General features: G+C 51.6%; 14 protein-coding genes and 1 pseudogene. 2 read left to right on the top strand and 13 right to left on the bottom strand.

Annotation, left to right across the window (positions count from 1 at the left end; genetic code table 11):
* Nucleotides 1-13: 13 nt before the first annotated feature.
* Genes HMPREF9469_RS19105 through HMPREF9469_RS19095 form a run of 3 tightly spaced genes read right to left on the bottom strand, consistent with a single transcriptional unit; the run spans nucleotide 14 to nucleotide 3409 of the window.
* Complete coding sequence (locus tag HMPREF9469_RS19105; RefSeq protein ID WP_007865401.1) at nucleotides 14-1306, bottom strand: nitrogenase component 1; 1293 nt, start codon at nucleotides 1304-1306, stop codon at nucleotides 14-16.
* Complete coding sequence (locus HMPREF9469_RS19100) at nucleotides 1288-2637, bottom strand: nitrogenase component 1 (RefSeq protein ID WP_007865399.1); 1350 nt, start codon at nucleotides 2635-2637, stop codon at nucleotides 1288-1290. The genes HMPREF9469_RS19105 and HMPREF9469_RS19100 overlap by 19 nt, the downstream gene beginning before the upstream one ends.
* A complete protein-coding gene (locus HMPREF9469_RS19095) occupies nucleotides 2630-3409 on the bottom strand; it encodes a nitrogenase iron protein NifH (protein ID WP_007865397.1) in 780 nt (259 codons plus the stop codon). The genes HMPREF9469_RS19100 and HMPREF9469_RS19095 overlap by 8 nt, the downstream gene beginning before the upstream one ends.
* Before the next feature lie 378 nt (nucleotides 3410-3787).
* Here HMPREF9469_RS19095 and HMPREF9469_RS19090 point away from each other — a divergent pair, with 378 nt between their 5' ends.
* Nucleotides 3788-4060, top strand: coding sequence for a TM1266 family iron-only hydrogenase system putative regulator (locus tag HMPREF9469_RS19090; protein ID WP_007865394.1), 273 nt, complete (start codon nucleotides 3788-3790; stop codon nucleotides 4058-4060).
* A gap of 12 nt (nucleotides 4061-4072) precedes the next feature.
* Nucleotides 4073-4408 carry a DUF1622 domain-containing protein gene (locus HMPREF9469_RS19085; protein ID WP_007865390.1) on the top strand — a complete coding sequence of 112 codons (336 nt, stop codon included), beginning with the start codon at nucleotides 4073-4075 and terminating at the stop codon, nucleotides 4406-4408.
* Here HMPREF9469_RS19085 and mfd read toward each other — a convergent pair.
* The 10 genes and pseudogenes from mfd to HMPREF9469_RS19035 all read right to left on the bottom strand — a co-directional run bounded on the left by mfd (nucleotide 4403) and on the right by HMPREF9469_RS19035 (nucleotide 20820).
* A pseudogene (gene mfd, locus HMPREF9469_RS33855) lies at nucleotides 4403-7955 on the bottom strand (transcription-repair coupling factor). The gene HMPREF9469_RS19085 and the pseudogene mfd overlap by 6 nt on opposite strands.
* A gap of 18 nt (nucleotides 7956-7973) precedes the next feature.
* The gene (gene pth / locus HMPREF9469_RS19075) at nucleotides 7974-8624 is read right to left on the bottom strand and encodes an aminoacyl-tRNA hydrolase (protein ID WP_007865382.1); all 651 of its coding nucleotides are present in this window, start codon (nucleotides 8622-8624) and stop codon (nucleotides 7974-7976) included.
* 203 nt (nucleotides 8625-8827) lie between these two features.
* Nucleotides 8828-10831, bottom strand: a complete 2004-nt coding sequence (locus HMPREF9469_RS19070; RefSeq protein ID WP_007865380.1) for an alpha/beta hydrolase family protein — start codon at nucleotides 10829-10831, stop codon at nucleotides 8828-8830.
* A gap of 26 nt (nucleotides 10832-10857) precedes the next feature.
* A complete protein-coding gene (larA, locus tag HMPREF9469_RS19065; RefSeq protein ID WP_007865378.1) occupies nucleotides 10858-12138 on the bottom strand; it encodes a nickel-dependent lactate racemase in 1281 nt (426 codons plus the stop codon).
* A 259-nt stretch (nucleotides 12139-12397) separates the two neighbouring features.
* Nucleotides 12398-13525 carry a CdaR family transcriptional regulator gene (locus tag HMPREF9469_RS19060; protein WP_007865377.1) on the bottom strand — a complete coding sequence of 376 codons (1128 nt, stop codon included), beginning with the start codon at nucleotides 13523-13525 and terminating at the stop codon, nucleotides 12398-12400.
* Nucleotides 13526-13633: 108 nt separating this feature from the next.
* Nucleotides 13634-14347 carry a biosynthetic peptidoglycan transglycosylase gene (locus HMPREF9469_RS19055; RefSeq protein WP_040416879.1) on the bottom strand — a complete coding sequence of 238 codons (714 nt, stop codon included), beginning with the start codon at nucleotides 14345-14347 and terminating at the stop codon, nucleotides 13634-13636.
* Between the two features lie 234 nt (nucleotides 14348-14581).
* On the bottom strand, nucleotides 14582-16195 hold the full coding sequence (locus HMPREF9469_RS19050; RefSeq protein WP_007865373.1) for a glycoside hydrolase family 43 protein: 1614 nt from the start codon (nucleotides 16193-16195) through the stop codon (nucleotides 14582-14584).
* A 19-nt stretch (nucleotides 16196-16214) separates the two neighbouring features.
* The gene (locus HMPREF9469_RS19045) at nucleotides 16215-17519 is read right to left on the bottom strand and encodes a response regulator (RefSeq protein ID WP_007865372.1); all 1305 of its coding nucleotides are present in this window, start codon (nucleotides 17517-17519) and stop codon (nucleotides 16215-16217) included.
* A complete protein-coding gene (locus tag HMPREF9469_RS19040; protein WP_007865370.1) occupies nucleotides 17494-19299 on the bottom strand; it encodes a sensor histidine kinase in 1806 nt (601 codons plus the stop codon). The genes HMPREF9469_RS19045 and HMPREF9469_RS19040 overlap by 26 nt, the downstream gene beginning before the upstream one ends.
* 108 nt (nucleotides 19300-19407) lie before the next feature.
* The gene (locus HMPREF9469_RS19035; protein ID WP_007865368.1) at nucleotides 19408-20820 is read right to left on the bottom strand and encodes an ABC transporter substrate-binding protein; all 1413 of its coding nucleotides are present in this window, start codon (nucleotides 20818-20820) and stop codon (nucleotides 19408-19410) included.
* Nucleotides 20821-20928 lie beyond the last annotated feature (108 nt).

Raw genomic sequence — 20928 nt, 5'->3', positions numbered from 1 at the left:
CTTCCGGACAATTCTAAACGCCGCACACAAACGGCTTCATTCTGTCATGGTACATGCGCCCTGAACACGCCTCATGGGGAAAGTCCACAAAGACCTGCCGTCCGTCCCCGGGACATACCTGGCGGTACAAAGGGTCTGCAATGACAACTGTACTCTTTTCCATGGCCGCAATGGCCTCATCCTCGTCCCAGACCAGGATATCCCCCGGCTCAGCCAGGTCCGCGCCGCCTTCCGTGGGGCACAGCACATGAATATCCCCAGCTCCCAGATCCTCCCGCAGGCTGCACCGCAGGGAGCCGGCAATCACCTGTTCCCCCACGATCAGGATGTGTTCCCCGGAAAGGTCCTCAGGAAGTCCCGTAAGCCCCAGATCCACGGAGCCGCCCCATGGGCCGCCTGACGGGCCGTCTGACGGGTCCCTGTGCCCGTTCCCTCCTGCAAACAGGCTCCGGCTCTTCCCTGTCCCGGCTCCAAGACGCAGCAGTCCGGCCAGGCGCAGGGCCGCCCTTCTTCCCACCGGAGTTCCCACCACATAGGGAGTTCCGTATTTTCGTTCCAACTCCATGGCCGGTGGAATACCGGCCGCGGATACCACCAGGTTCACATCTGCCAGTCCGGCCAGGCGCATTTCATCCAGACTGCTTTCCATGGCCCAGCAGCTTAAGGTCTCCATTCCGTGGGATGCAAGGAATGCTTTCATGCCGGCCACATTTCCCGTCAGGGAGAAATCCAATGGCGTGGCCCCCAGCAGATTGACGCGCAGCCTGGTACCGCGTGAGCCGGCAGGCGCGCCGTGTAAAACATCGTGTGCGCCTTCCCCGGCCATTCCCCAAAGTTCCTCCCCGGAAGGGCAGAAGCGCACCGCAATCTGCCTCAGCGCTTCCCCTGCTCCCTGTACATAGGAATGCATTCCATTGGTGGCAATGCCAAAGGTGGGGATTTTTGTCTCCTTCTCGATCATCCTGGCGATTCCCTTAAAGTCGGTTCCCATCATCATGGGAATGGGCGTTCCCCCCATGCAGATAAATCTGGGATGGAGGTTCTTTGCCGCATCCACAATATCCCGCACCAGTTTTCCGTCATCCCCCATAACAGCCTCCAGCTCCGACAATGCGGATATATATACCATGCTGTCCATGGAATACCACCTGGGTTCATCATGGGTGGTATAAGTGGAGTTGCAGCCCGATGCATCATGCATCACGGTCATTCCCCCAAGCTCATAAAGGGCTGAGCAAACCCCTGATATGTCCGCCGAGTACACCGGCAGAATGCGGTTCGTCCTTCTCAACAGCAGCACCCCCATCCCTTTACCTGTATCAGTTTCTCCGTGTCTTTCTCTTCCCGGGCCGCTTCCTCCATAAGGCCTGCCAGCTCCAGGATCCCGCCGTAGCCGTAAAGGCCTCCGTCCTCCACCATGTTCACAAAATGCCCCGTCCCTGTAAAATAAGCGGCCTTCTGTCCCATGGCCAGCACCTTTCCGGACTTTTCCCCGCAGAATGTCCTGGGAAGGACCGCCATCTTGTGGTAGACCGTGGGACAGACCAGCATACGCGGACAATGAATCTTCAGCCACTCCAGTACGTCCGCCTCCTCCGAAGATATGGTATCAGCATAGATCCGCTCCACCTTAAAACCGCACATTACCAAAAGCCTAGCCATTCCCAAGGGGCGGGAGGATATGGTGTAATCAATCACCACGGACCAGTCAGACAGGGTTTGGGCCAGGGTGCGCAGTGCATGTTCCGCAGCCTGCTGCAGTCTGTCCGCTTCCATATCCCTCCATACCTTTTTTGAGTCCAGATTTAAAAGGTCCGACAGGCATTTCCAGCGCTCGCTGATCTCATCCCAGTTATAACTCACTGGCAGATACACCCACCTCTGTCCCAGCCGTTCCTCCAATTCCTGGGCAGCCGGACGGCCCAGGGGATGTATGACAATGTTAAGGCAGCCTTCAGCCATGGTCCTATATTCCTCAAAGTCCCGGCAGGTGCATATGTCCTTTAGGGCAAATCCGTTTTCCTCCAATATCCGGTACAACTCTGAGCTCCGCCTGACTGCCAGGTTATTGCCAATGATATTGACCTGCTTTTCGGAAATTTCCGCGGGTTCCAGCAGGGAATACAGCTGTTTTCTCATAAATGGGTCCGGCGGCATCTTTGTCTTTCTCATAATGGGGTTCATCCAGCACTGCACAAACCCCACCTGCGGAAACCGTCTGTCCAGTTCCCCAAACACCAGCTTCATATCAGTTCCCAGAAAATGATGGATGCAGCTGGTGAACAATAAAAGCGCTCTGGGCAGCTTAGGCATTTCCTCCAATATATGGGTGACCCCCCGGATGATGATCTCCTCGCAGTCGCCTTCCAGCACAGAGTCCTCGTCCACTGATATGGTGGAGAACCGGTGGGAATCATTTAACTCCGCCGCTGACAGGACCACTCCCCTGAGACAGCTCTGGGCACAGACAAAGACCTGGTGGCTCTCGGGCAGCAGCATGCCGATATGTACAATGGTCCATCCTCCTCTGGCCGGCGCGCTGTACTCCAGCCCGTATGTAAAGGGCGCCAGACCGGAAACATCCGCTATCTCAATGCCGGCTCCCCGGCTGTTTACCTCATGCAGCTCCTTAAGCATACGCCACCTTCACCTCATCTTCCCCGCAGGCCGCCAGCACGGCATCCGACAGTTTTAGATAGCCTGCCGCAACATCGCTGTCCGGAAATGCCTCCATCACGGTCTGTCCCAATTCCTCCGCCTCACCAACCAGCGGGCTGAAATCCAGGGAAGCGATGATGGCCGTACCCATGTCGCGGGCCAGCTCCTCCACCTTTTCCTGTTCCCTTTTTACATTGCGCCTGTTGAGGATAATGCCGCCCAGGCTGGCATATCCCCTGGCTTCAAATGATTTCACCGCGCTGGCAATATTGGCGGCCGCATAGACGGCCATGTTCTCCCCGGATGTGACAATGAACACCTTATCCGCATATCCCTCACGGATGGGCATTGCAAAACCGCCGCACACCACATCCCCCAGCACGTCATAGATCACCACATCCGGCTGGTAGATGTCAAATGCATGGCGTGCCTCCAGGGCCTCAAAGGCCGTGATGATCCCCCGCCCCGCGCATCCCATGCCGGGAGTGGGTCCCCCTGCCTCGGCGCAGAGCACGCCTTCGCTTCCCTCTGTGACCAGCTCCTCCAGGCCGGCCTCATCTCCTTTTGCACGGATGGTATCCAGAATGGAGGCGACTCCATTTCCATGGTGAAGCTGTATGGTGGAATCCGCCTTGGGGTCGCATCCGATCTGCATTACCTTAAATCCCCGTTTTGCCAGAGCTACCGACAGGTTGGACGAGATGGTGGATTTTCCGATCCCGCCTTTTCCGTAAACCGCTATTTTCAACATAGTCATTTTCCCCTTTACATTTTAATAGGTTGGGCTGATAGGAACAAAAAATCCTCTCTCTGAAAACAGAGAGAGGATAGAATAACTAAAATACAACCGGTCCAATCCGCGCGTCACCGCATAAATATACGCGCACATGGCCAGAAGGCTCCGCTCTCTCTTTATCTCAGGGTTACTTCGCATCAGAGAAAGGTCTTATTCGATTATTTACCATCATATTCCTGACAATGGAAAAAAGCAAGCTTAAATTAAAAATTAACAATTCACGTCTTTACTTTACCGCAATTCCCATGATATCATACCATCAGTGTACAAGGGCACAAAGGCCCCCTGTGTACGTAACCCCAGATTAAAAACACAAAAGGGAGGACATACTCTATGGAAGACCGTCTGGCTGTCATAAGCTGTATCATCAGCAATCCGGAATCTGTGGCAATGGTTAACGAGAAACTCCATCTCCAGTCCAGCATGATCATTGCCCGCCTGGGCGTTCCCTGCCGGGAATACGGCGTGTCTGTTATCAGCATCGTAATGCATGGGACCCAGAACCAGATCAGTTCATTTGCCGGAGATCTGGGCAAAGTGGACGGGGTAAAGGTAAAATCCATCCAGGTACCGGTGGCAGACCACCAGCCCCGGACCGACCTATAGAAAGGCAGAACAATGGAGCATATGGAAGCGCTGCTGTCCCTGATAGCAAACATAGCAATCCTCATATTTGAATTTATCGGCGTGGGCATTATCATCTATTCCGGACTTACAGGCTTTTCTAAATTCCTGCGCCACTCCCCCGACACCAAGATATACCTGGCCAAAGGCCTGGCCATGGGTCTGGAGTTTAAGATGGGAAGTGAGATCCTGCGTACCGTGGTGGTGCGCGAGTGGAAGGAGATCGGGATCGTGGCCGGCATCATTGCCCTGCGTGCCGCGCTGACCTTCCTGATCCACTGGGAGATCAAGGAAGAAGAAAAGACAGAACATGACTCCCTCTCCCTATAACCTCAGTCCGCACAGCCCCTTTAATATCTCCTTTGCTTTTTCCACCATGGCCAGGCTGTCCTGGTTCTTGTTCCTTCTGTCCACATAGTGGAAGGAGGGTACTTCACCCGGAACCAGCTTTAAATCGCCCTTAAAGGATTGTACCAGTTCAGGGATCTTGTCAACCTGGATCCTGGCTTTCTGGTACATCAAAAGCCTTACCTCCTGGCGGTTGACCATCACCTCAGTTACATAAGCCTTATGGGCCAATGCCCTGAGAGCCGCAATCATCAGGAGATTGGCAACACTGCGGGGGATATCCCCAAAGCGGTCCATCAGCTCATCCTGCATATCCATGTATTCTTCCTCTGTCTCGATGGCAGAAATCCTCTTATAAATATCCAGCTTCTGATATTCATTTTTAATATAAGCGGCTGGAATGTACGCATCGATATCGCATTCCACCACGGTTTCGTAGGAATCCTCCTCAGGCATTTCTCTCTTGAGGGCCAGAACAGCCTCATTGAGCATTTTACAGTACAGGTCATATCCCACTGCCTCCATATGGCCGTGCTGCTCCGCTCCCAGGACATTTCCCGCCCCGCGGATCTCCAGATCCCGCATGGCGATCTTGATGCCTGATCCCAGCTCCGTAAACTCCCTGATGGCCTGCAACCGCTTCTCAGCCTCCTCCCGCAAAAGCTTATCCCGTCTGTACATGAGAAAGGCATAGGAGGTCCGGTTGGACCGGCCCACACGTCCCCTTAACTGGTACAGCTGGGAAAGGCCCATGCGGTCCGCATCATGGATGATCATGGTATTGGCATTGGGGATATCAAGTCCCGTTTCAATGATGGTGGTGGATACCAGCACATCGATCTCCCCATTAATGAAATCAGCCATGATCCGCTCCAGCTCATGCTCCCGCATCTGTCCATGGGCAAACGTGACCACGGCCTCAGGCACCAGTGCCTGGATCCGGCCGGCCACATCATCAATGTCCGTCACCCGGTTGTATACATAATACACCTGTCCGTTTCTTGCCAGTTCCCTGTTAATGGCTTCCCTGACCATTTCCTCGTTATATTCCATCACATAGGTCTGGATCGGGGTCCGGTCCACCGGAGGTTCCTCCAGAACACTCATATCCCGGATGCCAGCCAGGCTCATGTGCAGGGTTCTTGGAATGGGTGTTGCCGTCAGGGTGAGGACATCCACATTTTCCTTCAGCTGCTTGATCTTCTCCTTATGGGCAACGCCGAACCGCTGCTCCTCATCTATGATCAAAAGCCCCAGATCCTTAAACTGCAGGTCCTTTGACAGTACACGGTGGGTGCCGATCACAATATCCACCATCCCCTTTCGCAGGTCCTCCAGGGTCTTCTTCTGCCTGGCCGGGGTGCAGAACCGGGAGAGCATGTCAACACGGACCGGGAAATCCTTCATCCTCTGTACAAACGTGTTATAGTGCTGCTGGGCCAGAATGGTGGTGGGCACCAGATAGACCACCTGCTTGCTGTCCTGGACCGCCTTAAAGGCTGCCCGCAGGGCCACCTCCGTCTTGCCGTAGCCCACATCTCCGCAGATCAGCCGGTCCATGATCCTGCGGCTCTCCATATCTGCCTTCACCGCATCAATGGCATCCATCTGGTCATCTGTCTCATCATAGGGAAACAACTCCTCAAACTCATTCTGCCACACCGTATCGCGTCCGTACTGGAACCCGTTCTTTTCCTGGCGGGCTGCATAGAGCTTTACAAGATCCCTGGCAATCTCCTGGACCGCCCCCTTGACCCTGGTCTTGGTCTTGTTCCACTCCGAACCGCCCAGCTTGTTAAGCTTTGGTTTCTTGGCGTCCGCTCCTGCATATTTCTGGATACTCTCCAGCCGGGTGGCGGGCAGGTAGAGATTTCCTCCATCCCCATACTCGATCTTGATATAGTCCTTAATGACCTTATCCCGCTCCACCTTTTCAATGCCTTTATAAATACCCAGCCCGTGCTCCTCATGGACCACGTAATCGCCCACGGACAGCTCCGAAAAGCTTTGGATCGCCTTTCCCTGGTAGTTGGTTTTCTTCCTGCGCTTTTTCTTTTTTTCAGCGCCGAACATATCGCCTTCCGTGATAAAGACAAACTTGAGAAGCGGGTATTCAAAGCCACGGTGAAGGCTGCCGTAGGTGACCATGATCTCCCCCGGTTTTACTGGAATGGGCGGCCGGTTCCCTGTCACCGGCATCCTCCCCTCCATCCGGGCAGTAAGCCCGCAGATCATACTCCCTCAGGTCGCTGGCCAGCCTGCTGGCCCTTGTTCTGGAAGCGGAGAGCAGGATTACACGGTAGCCCTCCTTTTTCCACCTGGTCAGATCCTTGATCAGGATCTCAAAGCTGTTCTGATAGGAATTAACATTCTTCACATCAATGCTGAACTTATGGTTTATCTTCATGCCGGGCAGCTTCTGGTCCAGCCCTGTAAGCATGACCGTATGCGGCTTCTGCAGCCTGGCCAGCACCTCTGCCACGGGGTAAAGCAGCTCTGTCTGCCCCGGAAGGAGATATCCTTTCTCCAGGCGGTGCACCATGCTCTCCCTGAATTCCAGTTCCACGGTCTCTCCCTTTTCCCGCAGCCTGGCCGGTTCATCCAGGTAAACCACGCTTTCTCCCCTGGGAAAATACTCCAGGAAGGAGACTGTATCAGGACAGAAATACCGTATATATGCGTCCAGCCCGCCTATTTTCCAGCCTTCCTCCAGTCCGTCCGACAGTTCCTCTATGATGGAGTGGATCCGATGGGCTTCCTCCGGCTTGTGCTGGTCCCTCAGCGCCTTCTCATAGGTCTTTTCTTCCTTTCTAAGGCGTGCGATCCCGGCATCCAGCTGTGTTTTATCCAGCACCACCTCCGCTGCCGGATAAATGGTCACTTCATCCAGCTGCTCCACGGAGCGCTGGCTCTCAAGGTCAAAGGTCCGGATGGAATCCACCTCGTCATCCCATAGTTCAATACGAAAGGGCACATCCTCTGTCAGCGGGAAAATGTCAATGATCCCTCCGCGGATGGAGAACTGCCCCATGCCATCCACCTGGGCCATCCTTTCATATCCCATGGCTGTCAGCCGCTGTCTCCACAGGTCCAGGTCGATCACCTGTCCGCTTTCCACCGTAATGGCCTGCTCCTTTAGAAACTGCAGCGGAAGCAGATGGTCCATAAGGCCGTCCATGGTGGTGACGATAATACCCCCTTTTTCCTCCATAAGGTGTTTAAGTACCGCGATCCTCTGGCGTGTCATCAGGTTCCCGTGAATATCCGCGCTGTAGAACAGCAGGTCCTTGGCCGGATACAGCCACACCTGCTTTGTAAAATTCCGGAAGTCGTCATATATTTCCTTGGCCCTGGTATCGTCATAGGTCACCACCAGTTTCCAGGGAACCCCTGTCTCCTCCCCCAGCTCATACATCAGATGAACCTTCTGGGAATCCAGGGTCCCTGTCACCTGAAGAGGGCCCTTTTCCTTCTTCAGAGCCTGGACCAGATTGTCATATTCCTGTAATTCCAACAATGGATTTTCCATCTTACCCTTTACCTCACATCAGGCCTTATGGCCGTTAAACTGATTCATGGCTGCGTCCACACTCTCCGTGATCATCACGTTTACCGCCTTTGACGCGTCCTTAAAGGCATCCTCCATAAGCACACGGTCCTCTTTGGAAAAACGGCTCAGCACATAATCCGCCAGGTCCATCTTCTTAGGTTTATCGCCTACTCCCACCCGGATCCGCGAAAACTCCTGGGTCCCCAGGTGGGCGATGATGTTCTTGATCCCATTATGGCCGCCCGCGCTGCCCTTTTTGCGGATCCGCAGCTGCCCCACATCCAGGCTGATATCATCATATATGATAATAATATGTTCATGGTCCACTTTATAGAAATCCGCAGCCGCCTTTACGCTCTCGCCGCTCAGGTTCATAAAGGTCTGAGGTTTTAAAAGCAGGACCTTCTCACCGCCTATGATCCCCCTGCCGTAAAGTCCCTTAAACTTTTTCTCCTCAACCGTGGTGCCCAGCATATCGGCCAGCACATCAATGACCTCAAATCCCACATTATGCCTTGTCTTCTCGTATTCCCTTGTGGGATTGCCCAAACCCGCTATGATATACATGACCCTGTCGTCCTCCCTCTTATCCGGTTCCCTTTTTCCCCATCCCAGTATACCCTTTATTCTGTCCCATATTCCGCTCATTTTACGTCCCTCTGTCCTGTTTCATCCATCTGATATCAAACCGGTGCCGCGGCATGTCCTGACGACACGCCTTAAAGCGTTAGATACGCACCGATGGGGGGTATCTAACGCTTTTTAGCTGTTTTCTCATTCTAACAGATTCTATATGAATTGTAAAGACTCATAATAATTGGGACTTACCGGGACCTGGCATGATTTCCATTCTATGCCGGAATGTGCAGCATGGAGTTTGCAACATTAATCGTTACCACTGTAAGGCAGCTTATCATGGCTCCCAGCCACACCTTTCCTGTAAGCTTGAACAGATACCTGCAAAGGTATGGGACGATAAATAAAAGTACCAGAAGCTGGTAGGTCTGGATGCAGTTTAAGCAGGCCGTTCCATAAGGGTTGATTCCCGTGGCGTACACGTTACTGTACATTACAAACTGCATCAGGGCAAGGCCCAGGATATTACCGATTCCGCAAATCAGCAGATTCACCCATTCCTTCTGCCCTTCCACACGCCGTGAGCTGTTGGTTGATACAGATACCATAAAATAGTAAGGGAAGAACATAACGGCATAGGTTACGGCATAAATGATATGTATGGGCTTAAATACCTTGATGGCAAGCACCCAGATGCGGAAATCCGCCACAAAGAAATAATTGGCGAGAAAAACCACACTAAAAAAGCAGGCGCATACGGTGAAGGCAAGAAGAAGGCTCTTAAGCAGCTCTTTTCCGCTTGTTTTAATCCCCCACATTTTAGGGGTAACGCCGTTTTTAGAGCCGTTAAAACGGTAGCTGAGCCAGAACAGTGCAAGCCCTACAATGGCATTAAAGATAGCCCAGACCCATACAAAGTTTGTCATCTTCTGCGGGAAAAGCCAGGTCAGCGTACCTTGCTTTGACTGCACCTGGAACAGGGCCGTTGATATTCCGATGGCGGGAAGGAAAAACTGCCAGGATGCCACTGCTGAAAACAGCCAGGTTCCCCAGAAAATCAGCTTGCTGCGGCCGGACTTAAGGGCGGGCAGCTTCTCCGGTACGGACGTTGCCAGCTCTGCAAAGAGCGGAAGGCGCATGAACAGCGAAGCCAGAGGCACAAGGAGCAGAAACATTCCGATAAAGCCCAGGAAATTAAAGCATTCTTTCAAAAGCCATAACTGATTCTCCGGCGTAATGGGATTTTCCATTTCAAAGGCCTTTGTAAAGAAATCCGATATTTCCCTGGCCTCCGTGGTGGAGAATCGCTCATAAGCGTGGACTTCCGGCGGATTATACACCACACGCAGCGTGTGATCCCCCGCATTTCCATAAAAATGGTCAATCTCTATGGTATCCACCTTATCCTCCGGCACAAGCACGCTGTTCACCAGGGAAATCATGTCGGGGTGCACGCTTAAATCATAAGCCACACCGTCCACCTGATAATTCCCACGGCCAAACTCATCATTAAATCCATTATATACAGCAACGCTGGCGTAAGCCCTCTGAGGCATCTCCTTATCTTCGGGCGCGCCTTTGATTCCATGAATTGCAAAGGTATCGTCCTTTACGCCAAAGGAAATCTCGCTTGTCTGTACACCGGAGGCAAATGCCGCCATCACCTTATTCTGGGACCGGGCATATGCCTGCTCTTTTTCCGTAATCTCCGTACCCCCCTCAGAATCCGGCTCCTGGGCCTGGGCCAGCGCCTTCTCGTAGGCCACGCCATAATGGGCCAGCGTGTTGGAAATAATACGTCCTCCCAGAGAATGGCCGGTCACGCCGATTCTCCCGGTATCTACAAAATCCAGATTGGCCGCTGCAAACTCAACCAGCGCAATCATACCCGCGTCAGTCCAGGCAAACTGGTCATAGGGTTCCGTGCCGCCGCTGGAGAGTCCGTGCATGTAGGGATCAAAGGTAATAACCGCAATCCCCCGCCTGGAAAGTTCTATTCCCGGAATATCCATCTGCTCCTTACTGGCATAGGTTCCCGCTGTGGCGATCACCAGGGGGACCTTATTTTCCGCACTGGCTGTCTTTGGCCGGTACATATTACAGGACAGGTATTTTCCGCCGCTGGTGGGCACCTTAAAGGTATATACCTGTGTCTTATAGAAATTTGTCTGTAAAACAGATGCTCCAACGCAGCTGATTAAAATGAGTATGATACCAATACTCAGCCACCGGAGGGCCCACTTCTTACTCCTCACTGATAATTTTGCCTTTTCCCTCATATTTTTCCTCCTTTAACTGCCGTACACTATGTTTCCTTCAGGGCAGGAATGCATCCGACCCCATCCGGTATTACCACGATTTTTTCCTTGGTGCCTAAGATCCCATCCGCTATTTCAACGGCCTGAGAAAGATTGTCAGCAGGTATGAGTCCCATCCTCTGAACTAATTCAGGCGGCTGCGTACTTATGAGAATGACCGGATGCCTTGCCATTGCCCTTGCAAGAATCTGGGACTGCCACTGGTCCGGCCGGGTTTTATCCTGGGGTACGCTGAGGATATCCTGCAGGATTTCCCCTGCTGTTTTCCCGCATGCGAATGTGTGATAGAATTCATTCCCCCCATGACCGTCCACACTGGCGGCTGCCATGATGATCACACCGCCCCTGCGGCAGATGATATCTGCTGTGGATATTCCCTTGACTGCCTGGTAGATATTCTGGTCCAGCGGGAAACCGCCGTTGCCCGTGATGACAATCCCCGCTTCCTCGTCCACCTGCATCCTGCACAGCTCATTAAGGAAACTGACGCCTGCAAGGTGGGCCTGCTCAAAATCCCCTGAAAAGGCAGCCACAGTCTCCTTATTGCCATTACAGACCACATTTACGATAAAACACAATCCAACACGCCGCGCACCTTCCACCATGTCCTCATGAATCCTGTTCCCCTTGAGACAGCCGCTGTGGGCATATGGGCTGTCAATCATGCCGGAACTGTGATTGGCATAAACCGTACTGGCTGCGCAAATTCCTGGAAGCACGCTTTTACGTCCCCCGGAGAATCCGGCGAAAAAATGCGGTTCAATAAAACCTTCCGCTATCAGCAGGTCAGCCTGGGCGCCAATCCGGTTTACACATAGGGGCGCACCCGATGAGAGGATTCCATAATCCACCATGGTATCCTTCAGACAGTCATGGATGACTATATGTTCCTGTTCATAGACCTCACGGCCGAATTTACGGACAAGTTCATCCCTGGTTGATCCCCTGTGACACCCGGTTGCTATAAGGATTGTAATCTTTACCTGTGGGTTAAACCGTCTTACTTCCCGTAGCATGGCGGGTATGATTGCCTTGCTGGGCACAGGGCGGGTATGGTCACTTGCCAGAATAACCACATTCTCCTTTCCTTTTGCCAACTCACATAAAGGAAGGCTTCCAATTGGCGATGCAAGCGCCTGCTCAACCAGTACATCCGCCGGAGCGGGAGGCTCATAATCATGAAGCTGGTTAGTTAGCACTGCTCCTATTCTTCCATCTGGTATGTCGGCTGATAGAACAGATTTCCCATATGGTATTTCTATCTCCATGTCCCCCTCCTCATCGATGTTTCTGTGTATGTTTCATGAATTAACTATATCATAAATCCAATATGGGCGATATGGTATAGGAACTACATTTAGTGGCATTAATATGGTATATGTAACAAACTCATTTGTATGTTTTGTATTATTTTTACTTCATTCCATACACATTCTTATCTATTATTACCCATTTCCATATATGTCCGAATATCTATCAAAAAAGGACTACCGCTGCCCGCAGTAATCCTCTTTCTATAAATATCCTTCATTCCATGCTCTCATAAAACGCGATCGCCAGATAGTAATAAGGCGCCGAGCTTAATTTACGCGGGTCATAACCCGTTTTTTCCCTTAACCGGTTCAGTTTATACTGCAGCGTATTCTTATGGAGGTACAGCTGCTCGGCAGCCTGGTTGATGGAACCGTTGCACTCATAGAGCACCCTCAAAATACGAACAGCTTCCTTCATCCGTTTTTCCGAACACCCCTTAAATACCCGCTGTATGAACTCTTCCTTTGTGGCCTGTCCAATATCGTTGATGAATATTTCCAATAAAATACTGTCGTAAAAGGCAATCCCGCCGTTTCCCCGCACCGCGGCCCCGTTCAGGGCCTTAATGGCCCGAAGATATCCGGCTTTAAGCTGTCCGCCGCTTACAGTACGGCTGTCCACGCCTGCAATCAGCTGATATCCGCATTCCTTCTGGATATCCTTCTGGATCTGGGTAATCAGCTTCGCCGCCATCTCATCGCTGCGCTCGCTCATCAGTACGATAAAGCTTCCGCCGCTGCTGCCATTTACATTGCGCATGTCCTCTTTCAGGATGCGGCGGATCCTGTGTTCAATCCGTTCCACATCCTCCTGGCTCATGATGGAATTCCCGGTATGCTCAAGCACCGCAACCCGTCTGGCCACCATCACATCGATTCCCTGAGAGATACCTTCATCCACCAGGGCCGAGTTCATCCTCAGCTCATCCGTCATCAGCCATTCCTGCAAAAAGCGGTTTCTGGCGCTGCGAATCCGCATTTTTTCTTCTTTCAAATAACTTTCCAGCAGCAGGATTTCCGTCATTTTCTTTACAACCTGTCCGTAGCGGCTGACCTCTTCTTCGTTTCCCGTGATGCCCACGACCCCTACGACCTGGCCTTCAATCTCCAGCGTCAGGTTAATCCCGGACCGGGTTCCCTGATATGTATCATCATCCGGCACCGTCAGCTCCTTAAGGCCCTCATCCAGCATCTTCCTGCTGGCCTCATGGAAATCCCCTATCCGTTTTTCATCCGTACAGGCAATAATACGGCAGCTCTTATCCATGAACGTCAGATCTTCATGGATGATTTTCTTTACTTCCGTGACAATGCTCGTTCCTAAGCTGGACGATATCTGCATGTATTCTCCTCCTGAATCTGAATACTTCCATCTTATCATCCTGGATTCCCATCGTCAATGCGCCTTGGACTCATCCGCAGCAATCATTCACCCACAGCATACACCTGCCTACAGCATATTCCCTGCAGCCAGTGTCTCAAGTGCCCGTTCCTCTGTAAAATATCCGCATTTCACAAGACGTGCCAGAACCTGCTCCTGGCGCTTGCCTGCCAGCTCCTGGCTGACGGTGGGCGCGTACTTGGACGGCGCATTGGGGATCCCGGCCAGCAGCGTGCTCTCATAATCCGTCATGTCCCCAGGTTCTTTTCCAAAATATCCCTGGCTGGCATCCTTAACACAGTAATATCCGTTTCCGTAATAGATCGTATTCACATACAGCTCCAAAATCTCATTCTTGCTGTAATTGCGCTCCAGGTCAAAGGCAACAAACACTTCCGCCACCTTGCGCTGCAGTTCCTTTTCCTGGGTAAAATACATGTTCTTGGCCAGCTGCTGCGTCACAGTGCTTCCGCCTTCCACAAAGGCTCCTGCCCGTATATCGTTAAACACCGCCCGGCCGATGGCGATCACGTCAATCCCCGGATGGTTATAAAACCTGTGGTCCTCCACCGACAGCACCGCGTCCACATAGATCTCGGGAAGCTCATGATAGGTGGTATAGTTTTCCTTGCCGCGGATAGAGGCCACCTTGTCCTCCAGGCTTACCTCAGCCACCGCATCCCTGTACATATGATAGCCATCCATGATGACCGTTGCACAAAGGTAAATACCCACTGCCAAGACAACGGCTGCCATATATTTTAATCCTCTACGCACCTTCATTGCTTCACCCGCTTTCCCACTTAGATTCACTCAGATCATTCCCTTATTAAGGATATGTGGATTATATCTGTTTTTATGTATCTATCATATCATATACCTTAGATTTAATCCTTGAAAATGCCTTAACATCACATAACTATTCCCTGACTATTTGTGGAATTTTTTCTAAAGGAAATGTTAGAATTTCTTAAGGGAGACAACAGGAAACTGGGTGCCCTGAACAGTTACAAAATATCAGATCTCCTCATACAAAAACCAGTCAAAGTCCGCCCAGACCCCATTCCCCTGGAGATCCTGGCATCCGATCCCCACCATGGCGCCGGCAAAGCCATTCCCGTTCACCCGCTCATCCGACAATCCATGCATGTCCAGGACATTGCCTGCAGCTTCATAATTTTCTCCATCTGTGGAGTAAAAAAATGTAAGTTCTCCTCTCCTTACCTTTGCCTTGAGATACAGATCACCCTTGTCCGGTACTGATACACAAGGGCTGTCCTCCACCTCCCTGTTGATGACGGACGTAATCTGAATGCAGCGCCCCAGCTCCTCATCACGGGTGATCTTCAGATAAAAATAATTGTCATAATTATAGTAGCACACCAATCCCGCCATATGATGATAATCGCCCGGGCAGAAATCCACCTTCGTCACCGCATCATAGGAAAATGCCTGCTGACGCCTGGCGGTAAATGCCTGGCGGTACTTGGATGACAGGGAATTGCCGCCGTGGATCCGAAGCCAGCCCGGCCTGGAATTAAGGTCCAGTCCGCAGTGCGCGGCCGACTCCCGCAAAGTGAGGAACTGCCACGGGAGGGAAGGACTGTTAAAATCCTCCGCCATATTACCGGACGCGCATAAAACCGTTCCCTGTTTTTCCACTTTATCCGAAGCGTTCTCTGCTTTTGTAAGCAACTCCAACTCCGCATCCATCTTCGCCTCCCCAAACGGGAGCCTCCCCCCGCCCGCCAGGCAGAACCATCCATCCTCTGTCCAACGGATATTCTGGAGCGCGGTTTCACGTCCCAGAATGCTGCACCCGTCCACGGGTCTGGAACACAGATGCGCCATATACCAGCTGCCGTCCGCGGTTTGTACCAGCTGTCCGTGTCCGGCTCTCTGTATGGGATAATCATCATCTGCCTTGGATGTGAGCATGGGATTTTGGGGGTCCACCTCATAAGGCCCGGTGATGTTCCTGGATCTCGCCACAGTTACGCAGTGTCCGAATTCCGTTCCTCCCTCCGCACAGATAAGATAATAATATCCGCCCCGCTTCATCATGTTGGGACCCTCTGTCTTTCCAATGGGGCTTCCCCGGAAAATGCGGTAAACAGGGCCCTTCAGACAGTTCCCCATCTCATCATATTCCTGGATATCCACTCCGGAAAAACGCGCTCTGTCCATTCTGTGGTCAATGGTCATATTGACCAGCCATTTCCGGTCACCGTCATGGAACAGGGACGGGTCGAACCCGGAACAGTTGAGAAATACAGGATCGCTCCATGGGCCCTCAATGTGTTCAGCTGTAACCAGGAAATTATGGGTATCCTTAAAACGGGAACGGTTGGTGTAGACAATCGTATAGATAAGATAAAAACGTCCATTGTCATAGGTCAGGTTTGGCGCCCAGATTCCGCAGGCCGTATCGATTCCCCGCAGATCAAGCTTCTGGTCGTCATTCAGCGGAGCCGCTGCAAACTCCCAGTCCCGCAGGTTACGGGAACGGTACACAGTGATTCCCGGAAACCACTCAAATGTTGATACTGCAATATAATATTCCTCCCCCACCCGCACAATGGATGGGTCCGGGTTAAATCCTTTTAATATGGGATTTTGTATCTGCGCCATGATTCTAATCTCCTTATGGTCAAATTTTATTCTGGTTCCTGTATTCCTTGGGCGTCATGCCGTAGAATTTTTTAAACAGGACGCTGAAATACTGTGAATTCGTATAACCCACCCGCTCGGCAATCTCATATGTCTTAAAGTTTGTTGCTGAAAGCAGGCCGGCCGCATGCTCCATGCGGATCTTTATGATATAATCGCTGATATTCATACCGGAATGTTTCTTAAATAAAGTGCTGACATAGTTGGCTGACAGATGAACCTGGTCTGCGATCCGCTCCAGGGACAGGTCCGTCTTTGCGAAACACATATTGATATAACTGCTCACCTTGCCCACCAATTCCTCCGCCGTCTCCTCGGCAAACATATACGGGCTGTACTCCAGAATGGGATACTGCCGCTTTGGATATTCCCGGTCCAGCACGTCCCGCAGATTGTTGATCTTGAGAGCCTCCATATAGGAATCATGGATGCGGTCAATGGTGTCATACCAACGGCCGATCCCGGCATACAGGTGGATATCAAGCCGGTTCATCAGTCTGGACATAGCATCCCCAAGAAGATCCCGCAGATCCGGCCGTCCACTGCTCTGTATCTCTTCCCGGCTGCGCCTTGGTTCATTTTCCCCTTCCATGATAACCGCGTTCAAATACTCTTTCCCCTGAAAGAAAGACAGATCATACCCGGCCTCCCTGCACACTGCCCGGATAGCCTCCTCAATGGCATAAAACCATTCCTTGGTCTGAATCAGAAATGGAATTTCATCCATGGCCTTCAGAGACTCAATCTTAAATGACGCCATACGGCATCGTCCACAGGAAAGGCTGATTCCCAGGCGGCCAGCCTGGGCCTGGATTTCCCCCAATTCCATCTTATTGCAGCTGATCTCACGGAAAAAATTCCTGCGCTGCATATCCAGGCTCTTCCCCCTAAGAAGCCGGCTCTCACTCTCCGCCTCAATCTGTCTGGCAGCCTGGAGCACGGCGTCCAAAACCGCATCCTGGCTTTCGTATTTCAGAACATACTGGCTTACCTTATATTCCAATGCTTTTTTTGCATACTCGAATTCCTCATATGCGGTCAGCAGGACGATCTTCACCTCCGGATACAGCCTGCTGATGGTTTCTGTCAGCTGCAAACCGTCCATGATCGGCATCTGGATATCCGTCACGATCAGCTGCGGCATGGATTCATCCATTTTGCAAAGGGCTTCCTTCCCATTTGCAGCTTGTGCAACCACCTCAAACCCGTGCCCGGCCCAGTCCACATTCTGCACCAGGCCGCGGCGCAGCATCTCGTCATCATCCACGATCATCAGTCTGTACATAAGCGATTCCCTCCATTACATCCAGGGGTACCATGATCTGTACCTGGGTATAGACATCCTTTACGCTGTCAATCTTCATCCCAGCCTGTTCCCCATAAAATCCCTTCAGCCTCATATATACATTGCGCATGGCAAATCCCCCCTGTTTGCCCGGGGCGATTGCCTCCTCCTTTAAATCCTCCCGCAGCCGGTCAAGCGTGTTTGCATCCATTCCCACACCGTCATCAAACACGGTTATGACCATAAAGCCGTCTTCCATCCTGCCGCTTACCAGAATCATTCCCCCGCCGTCCTTGGGTTTGATTCCATGGTAAACCGCATTCTCCACCAACGGCTGCAGCATCATACGCGGAATCTTGGCATGTTCCAGACCTTTCTCGATTTCAAAGGAATACTCAAACTTTTCCCCATACCTGTATTCCAATATCCGAAGATAATTGTCCACCAATTCCATTTCCATGCCCACTGTAATAACCGAATTCCCGTTACTTAAACTGATCCGGTAAAACCGGATCAGCGATTCGCACATGGAGGAAGCCTTTTGGGATTCCTTTAGATCCGCCAGAGCCTTGATAGACCCCAGCGTGTTATAGAGAAAATGCGGCTTGATCTGGGACTGCATGATCATCAGTTCCAGGTGGGATTTCTGCTTCTGCTCCTCCCGCACCTGCTCCAACAGCCGGTCAATGGTGGTTTTTAAATGGTTCAGTCCGCCGGCCAGGGTGGTGATTTCGTATCCCGCGTTCACGCCAAAGACCATATCCCGGTTCTTCTCAAATGCCAGCACCTGTTCCGACAACTCTTTAATAGGCCTGGAAACATAGCGCGAACAGAACACGGCTACGAGCACGGAAAGGATAGCCGCCGCCACAATGATCATGAAGAATACGGCCTTGAAATTATCCAGGGTGCTGTACAGATCCGAATGAGGCGTAACAGATACTGCTGTCCAGCTGTTAGCCTTTAAAGGTGTATAATGAATATCAAGCATCTCCCTGGATTCCTGATCCCAGATCTCAAAATCCCCGCTCCCCGTCATACCGCGAAGCTGGTCCAGCTGTTCCTCATTCAGCCCGGACCGGTTGTCCGATGGCTCCGGCATCAGGCAGCCGTCTTCACTTAACAGAAATACATAGCCGTTGCGGCTGATCTCCGCCTCGTTTAAAAGTTCCCGGAAATAATCTCCCTTAAAGTTGATCACCAAGAGCCCCGTGTACTCTTTCTTTGTATTGTTATAGGGGATGACAAGGGAAAATACCTCCCTGGGGATCCTTGTGGAAAATACCTCATCCGCATGGGCGTTCACCCAGAATAGGGAATCACGTCTGCCGTCCTCAAAACTGTCCCAGCTTAAGTGCGAATAATCGTAAACCATATCGTAATAGACGTTCAGCCGGTTGCCGTAAACGGTCTGGAATGCAATGGAGTCAATAGCTCCGTTGCTGTCATTGTAGATCCCCTGAAGAAACTTATGGACCGTGATCATATCCTGGTATTCATTGGTTTTGCTGTCCTCCGTATAAGGATGGTTCACCATTCGCCACAGGGCCAGGGTCTTGTTAAGCTCGCTGCATTTCCCCAGTGTCAGCTCCAGCTTACTGTCCACCACGGCAGCGGTCTGCCTGGTCGTGTTGGCGATCAGGTATCTGGCATTCTTTTTTACCTGCCCGGCCCCCAGCATGTACATCATAATGCCGGAAAACAGGATAAGAAGGATCGTGGCCGGAAGAAACGTCCTCATGACCTGCTTCTGAAATGTTCGCCTGCTTCTGTATGCCATTGGCTGTGCCTCCTTCTCCCCCGTGCCGCCGGATCTTTATCATATTCCACAACAAGGGCACTTTTCAGTGCCCCTGGTCTGCCGGAATGTCCGGCCATTATTTTAATATTACTGCTTTACGGATTCATTATAATCCACATACGCTTCTTCCAGAGCTGCCGCCCATGTGTCAAGCAGTTCCTGCGGGGTCATTTCCCCGGACATAACTGCCTGGATATTGGACTCCATATCGGACTGGATATTGGAATAGGTCGGAAGATAGTATGGAGTATCATTAAATTTCACATCTGCGCTGGTCTCAATGTCAACACCCACGCTCATGTAAGGCGAATCCTTGAAAAATGGATCCTGCGCAGCTTCCATATTGGCCGGAATCTCGCCGTACAGCTGGCAATATTTGGTGTTTACTTCCTTGCTCAGATACAGGGAGATCACCTTCCAGACCGCTTCCTTATTCTGGGACTGAGAGTTCATGGAAAGTCCCAGAGGCATCAGCCCTGCGTGAACCACATAACCACCATCACAGGCCGGGAACTTGGCTGCCTGGAATTTGCTGTAATCCTCCTCAAATGCCTGTACCATGGATGCTGCGGAACCCAGGTTATGCACCACGATCCCTGCCTTGCCGGACTGGAAGGAATTAGCCAGATCCGCCCAGCCTTTGGTCAGGTCATCCTGAGCCGTATATACATTGTAACAGTCTACCAGATATTTCTGTACAAATTCCACATTCTTTGGGTCATTGATGGTGGATTTTCCGTCCTCGGTAAAATAGTGGTCCAGGCCGGAATATGCGTACATCAGCATCTCCAGTGTATTGGCGCTGCCTGCACCGCCGCGGATACAAAGGCCGTATTTATCATTGGACGCATCCGTCATCTTCTCTACGGCTGTAAAGAAATCATTCCAGTTGGTGGGAACGTCCATTCCAACTTCCTTTAGCCAATCCGGTCTTACCCACATATTCCAAGTCTGGGAACTGTAGGGAAGCGCGTAGAGTCCTTCTCCGGTGGGGTCATATGTCTTATTGGATTTAATCAGGGCTTCATTGATTTTATCCTTGTCTTCCCAATTTTCAAAATAAGGGTTCAGGTTCTCATAATATCCATTGAGTACCAGTTCCGGACGGAAATCATTGGTGATGTCAGGCGCTGTTCCTGCCTGGATCGCCACGTCCAGCTTCTGCCTGTAATCACTCAGATCACCCGGAACGCCCAGCATATCCACCTTAATATCAGGATACACTTCGGTCACATAGCCGGCAAACCAGTCAAAGAATCCCTGGCGCTCTTCGGTCACGGCAGCTGCCCAGAATGTAACCGTGGTCTGCTCCCCGTTTCCTTCACCAGACTGGCTGCTCCCGGATTGATTTTTACCAGACTGACCGGACGCACCCGCCTGTTCCTGTCCGCTCTGCTGTGCAGCAGAACCGCTGTCCTTGCTGCTGCCGCATCCTGTGAGCATACTTCCCGCCGCCATCACAACTGCCAGGGCTGCCGCCATTACCTGTTTTCTTTTCATAAATAAAACCCTCCTTCAAAATTATATCATAGTTTTCTGAAACCGCATGTATTTTGTTCCATGTAGAAAAATCATGGGTGAATCAGCTTTTACGATCAGCTTTTTACA

Source organism: [Clostridium] citroniae WAL-17108 (assembly GCF_000233455.1).
Classification (GTDB): Bacteria; Bacillota; Clostridia; order Lachnospirales; family Lachnospiraceae; genus Enterocloster; species Enterocloster citroniae.
This window is presented reverse-complemented; position numbering and strand designations above follow the sequence as displayed.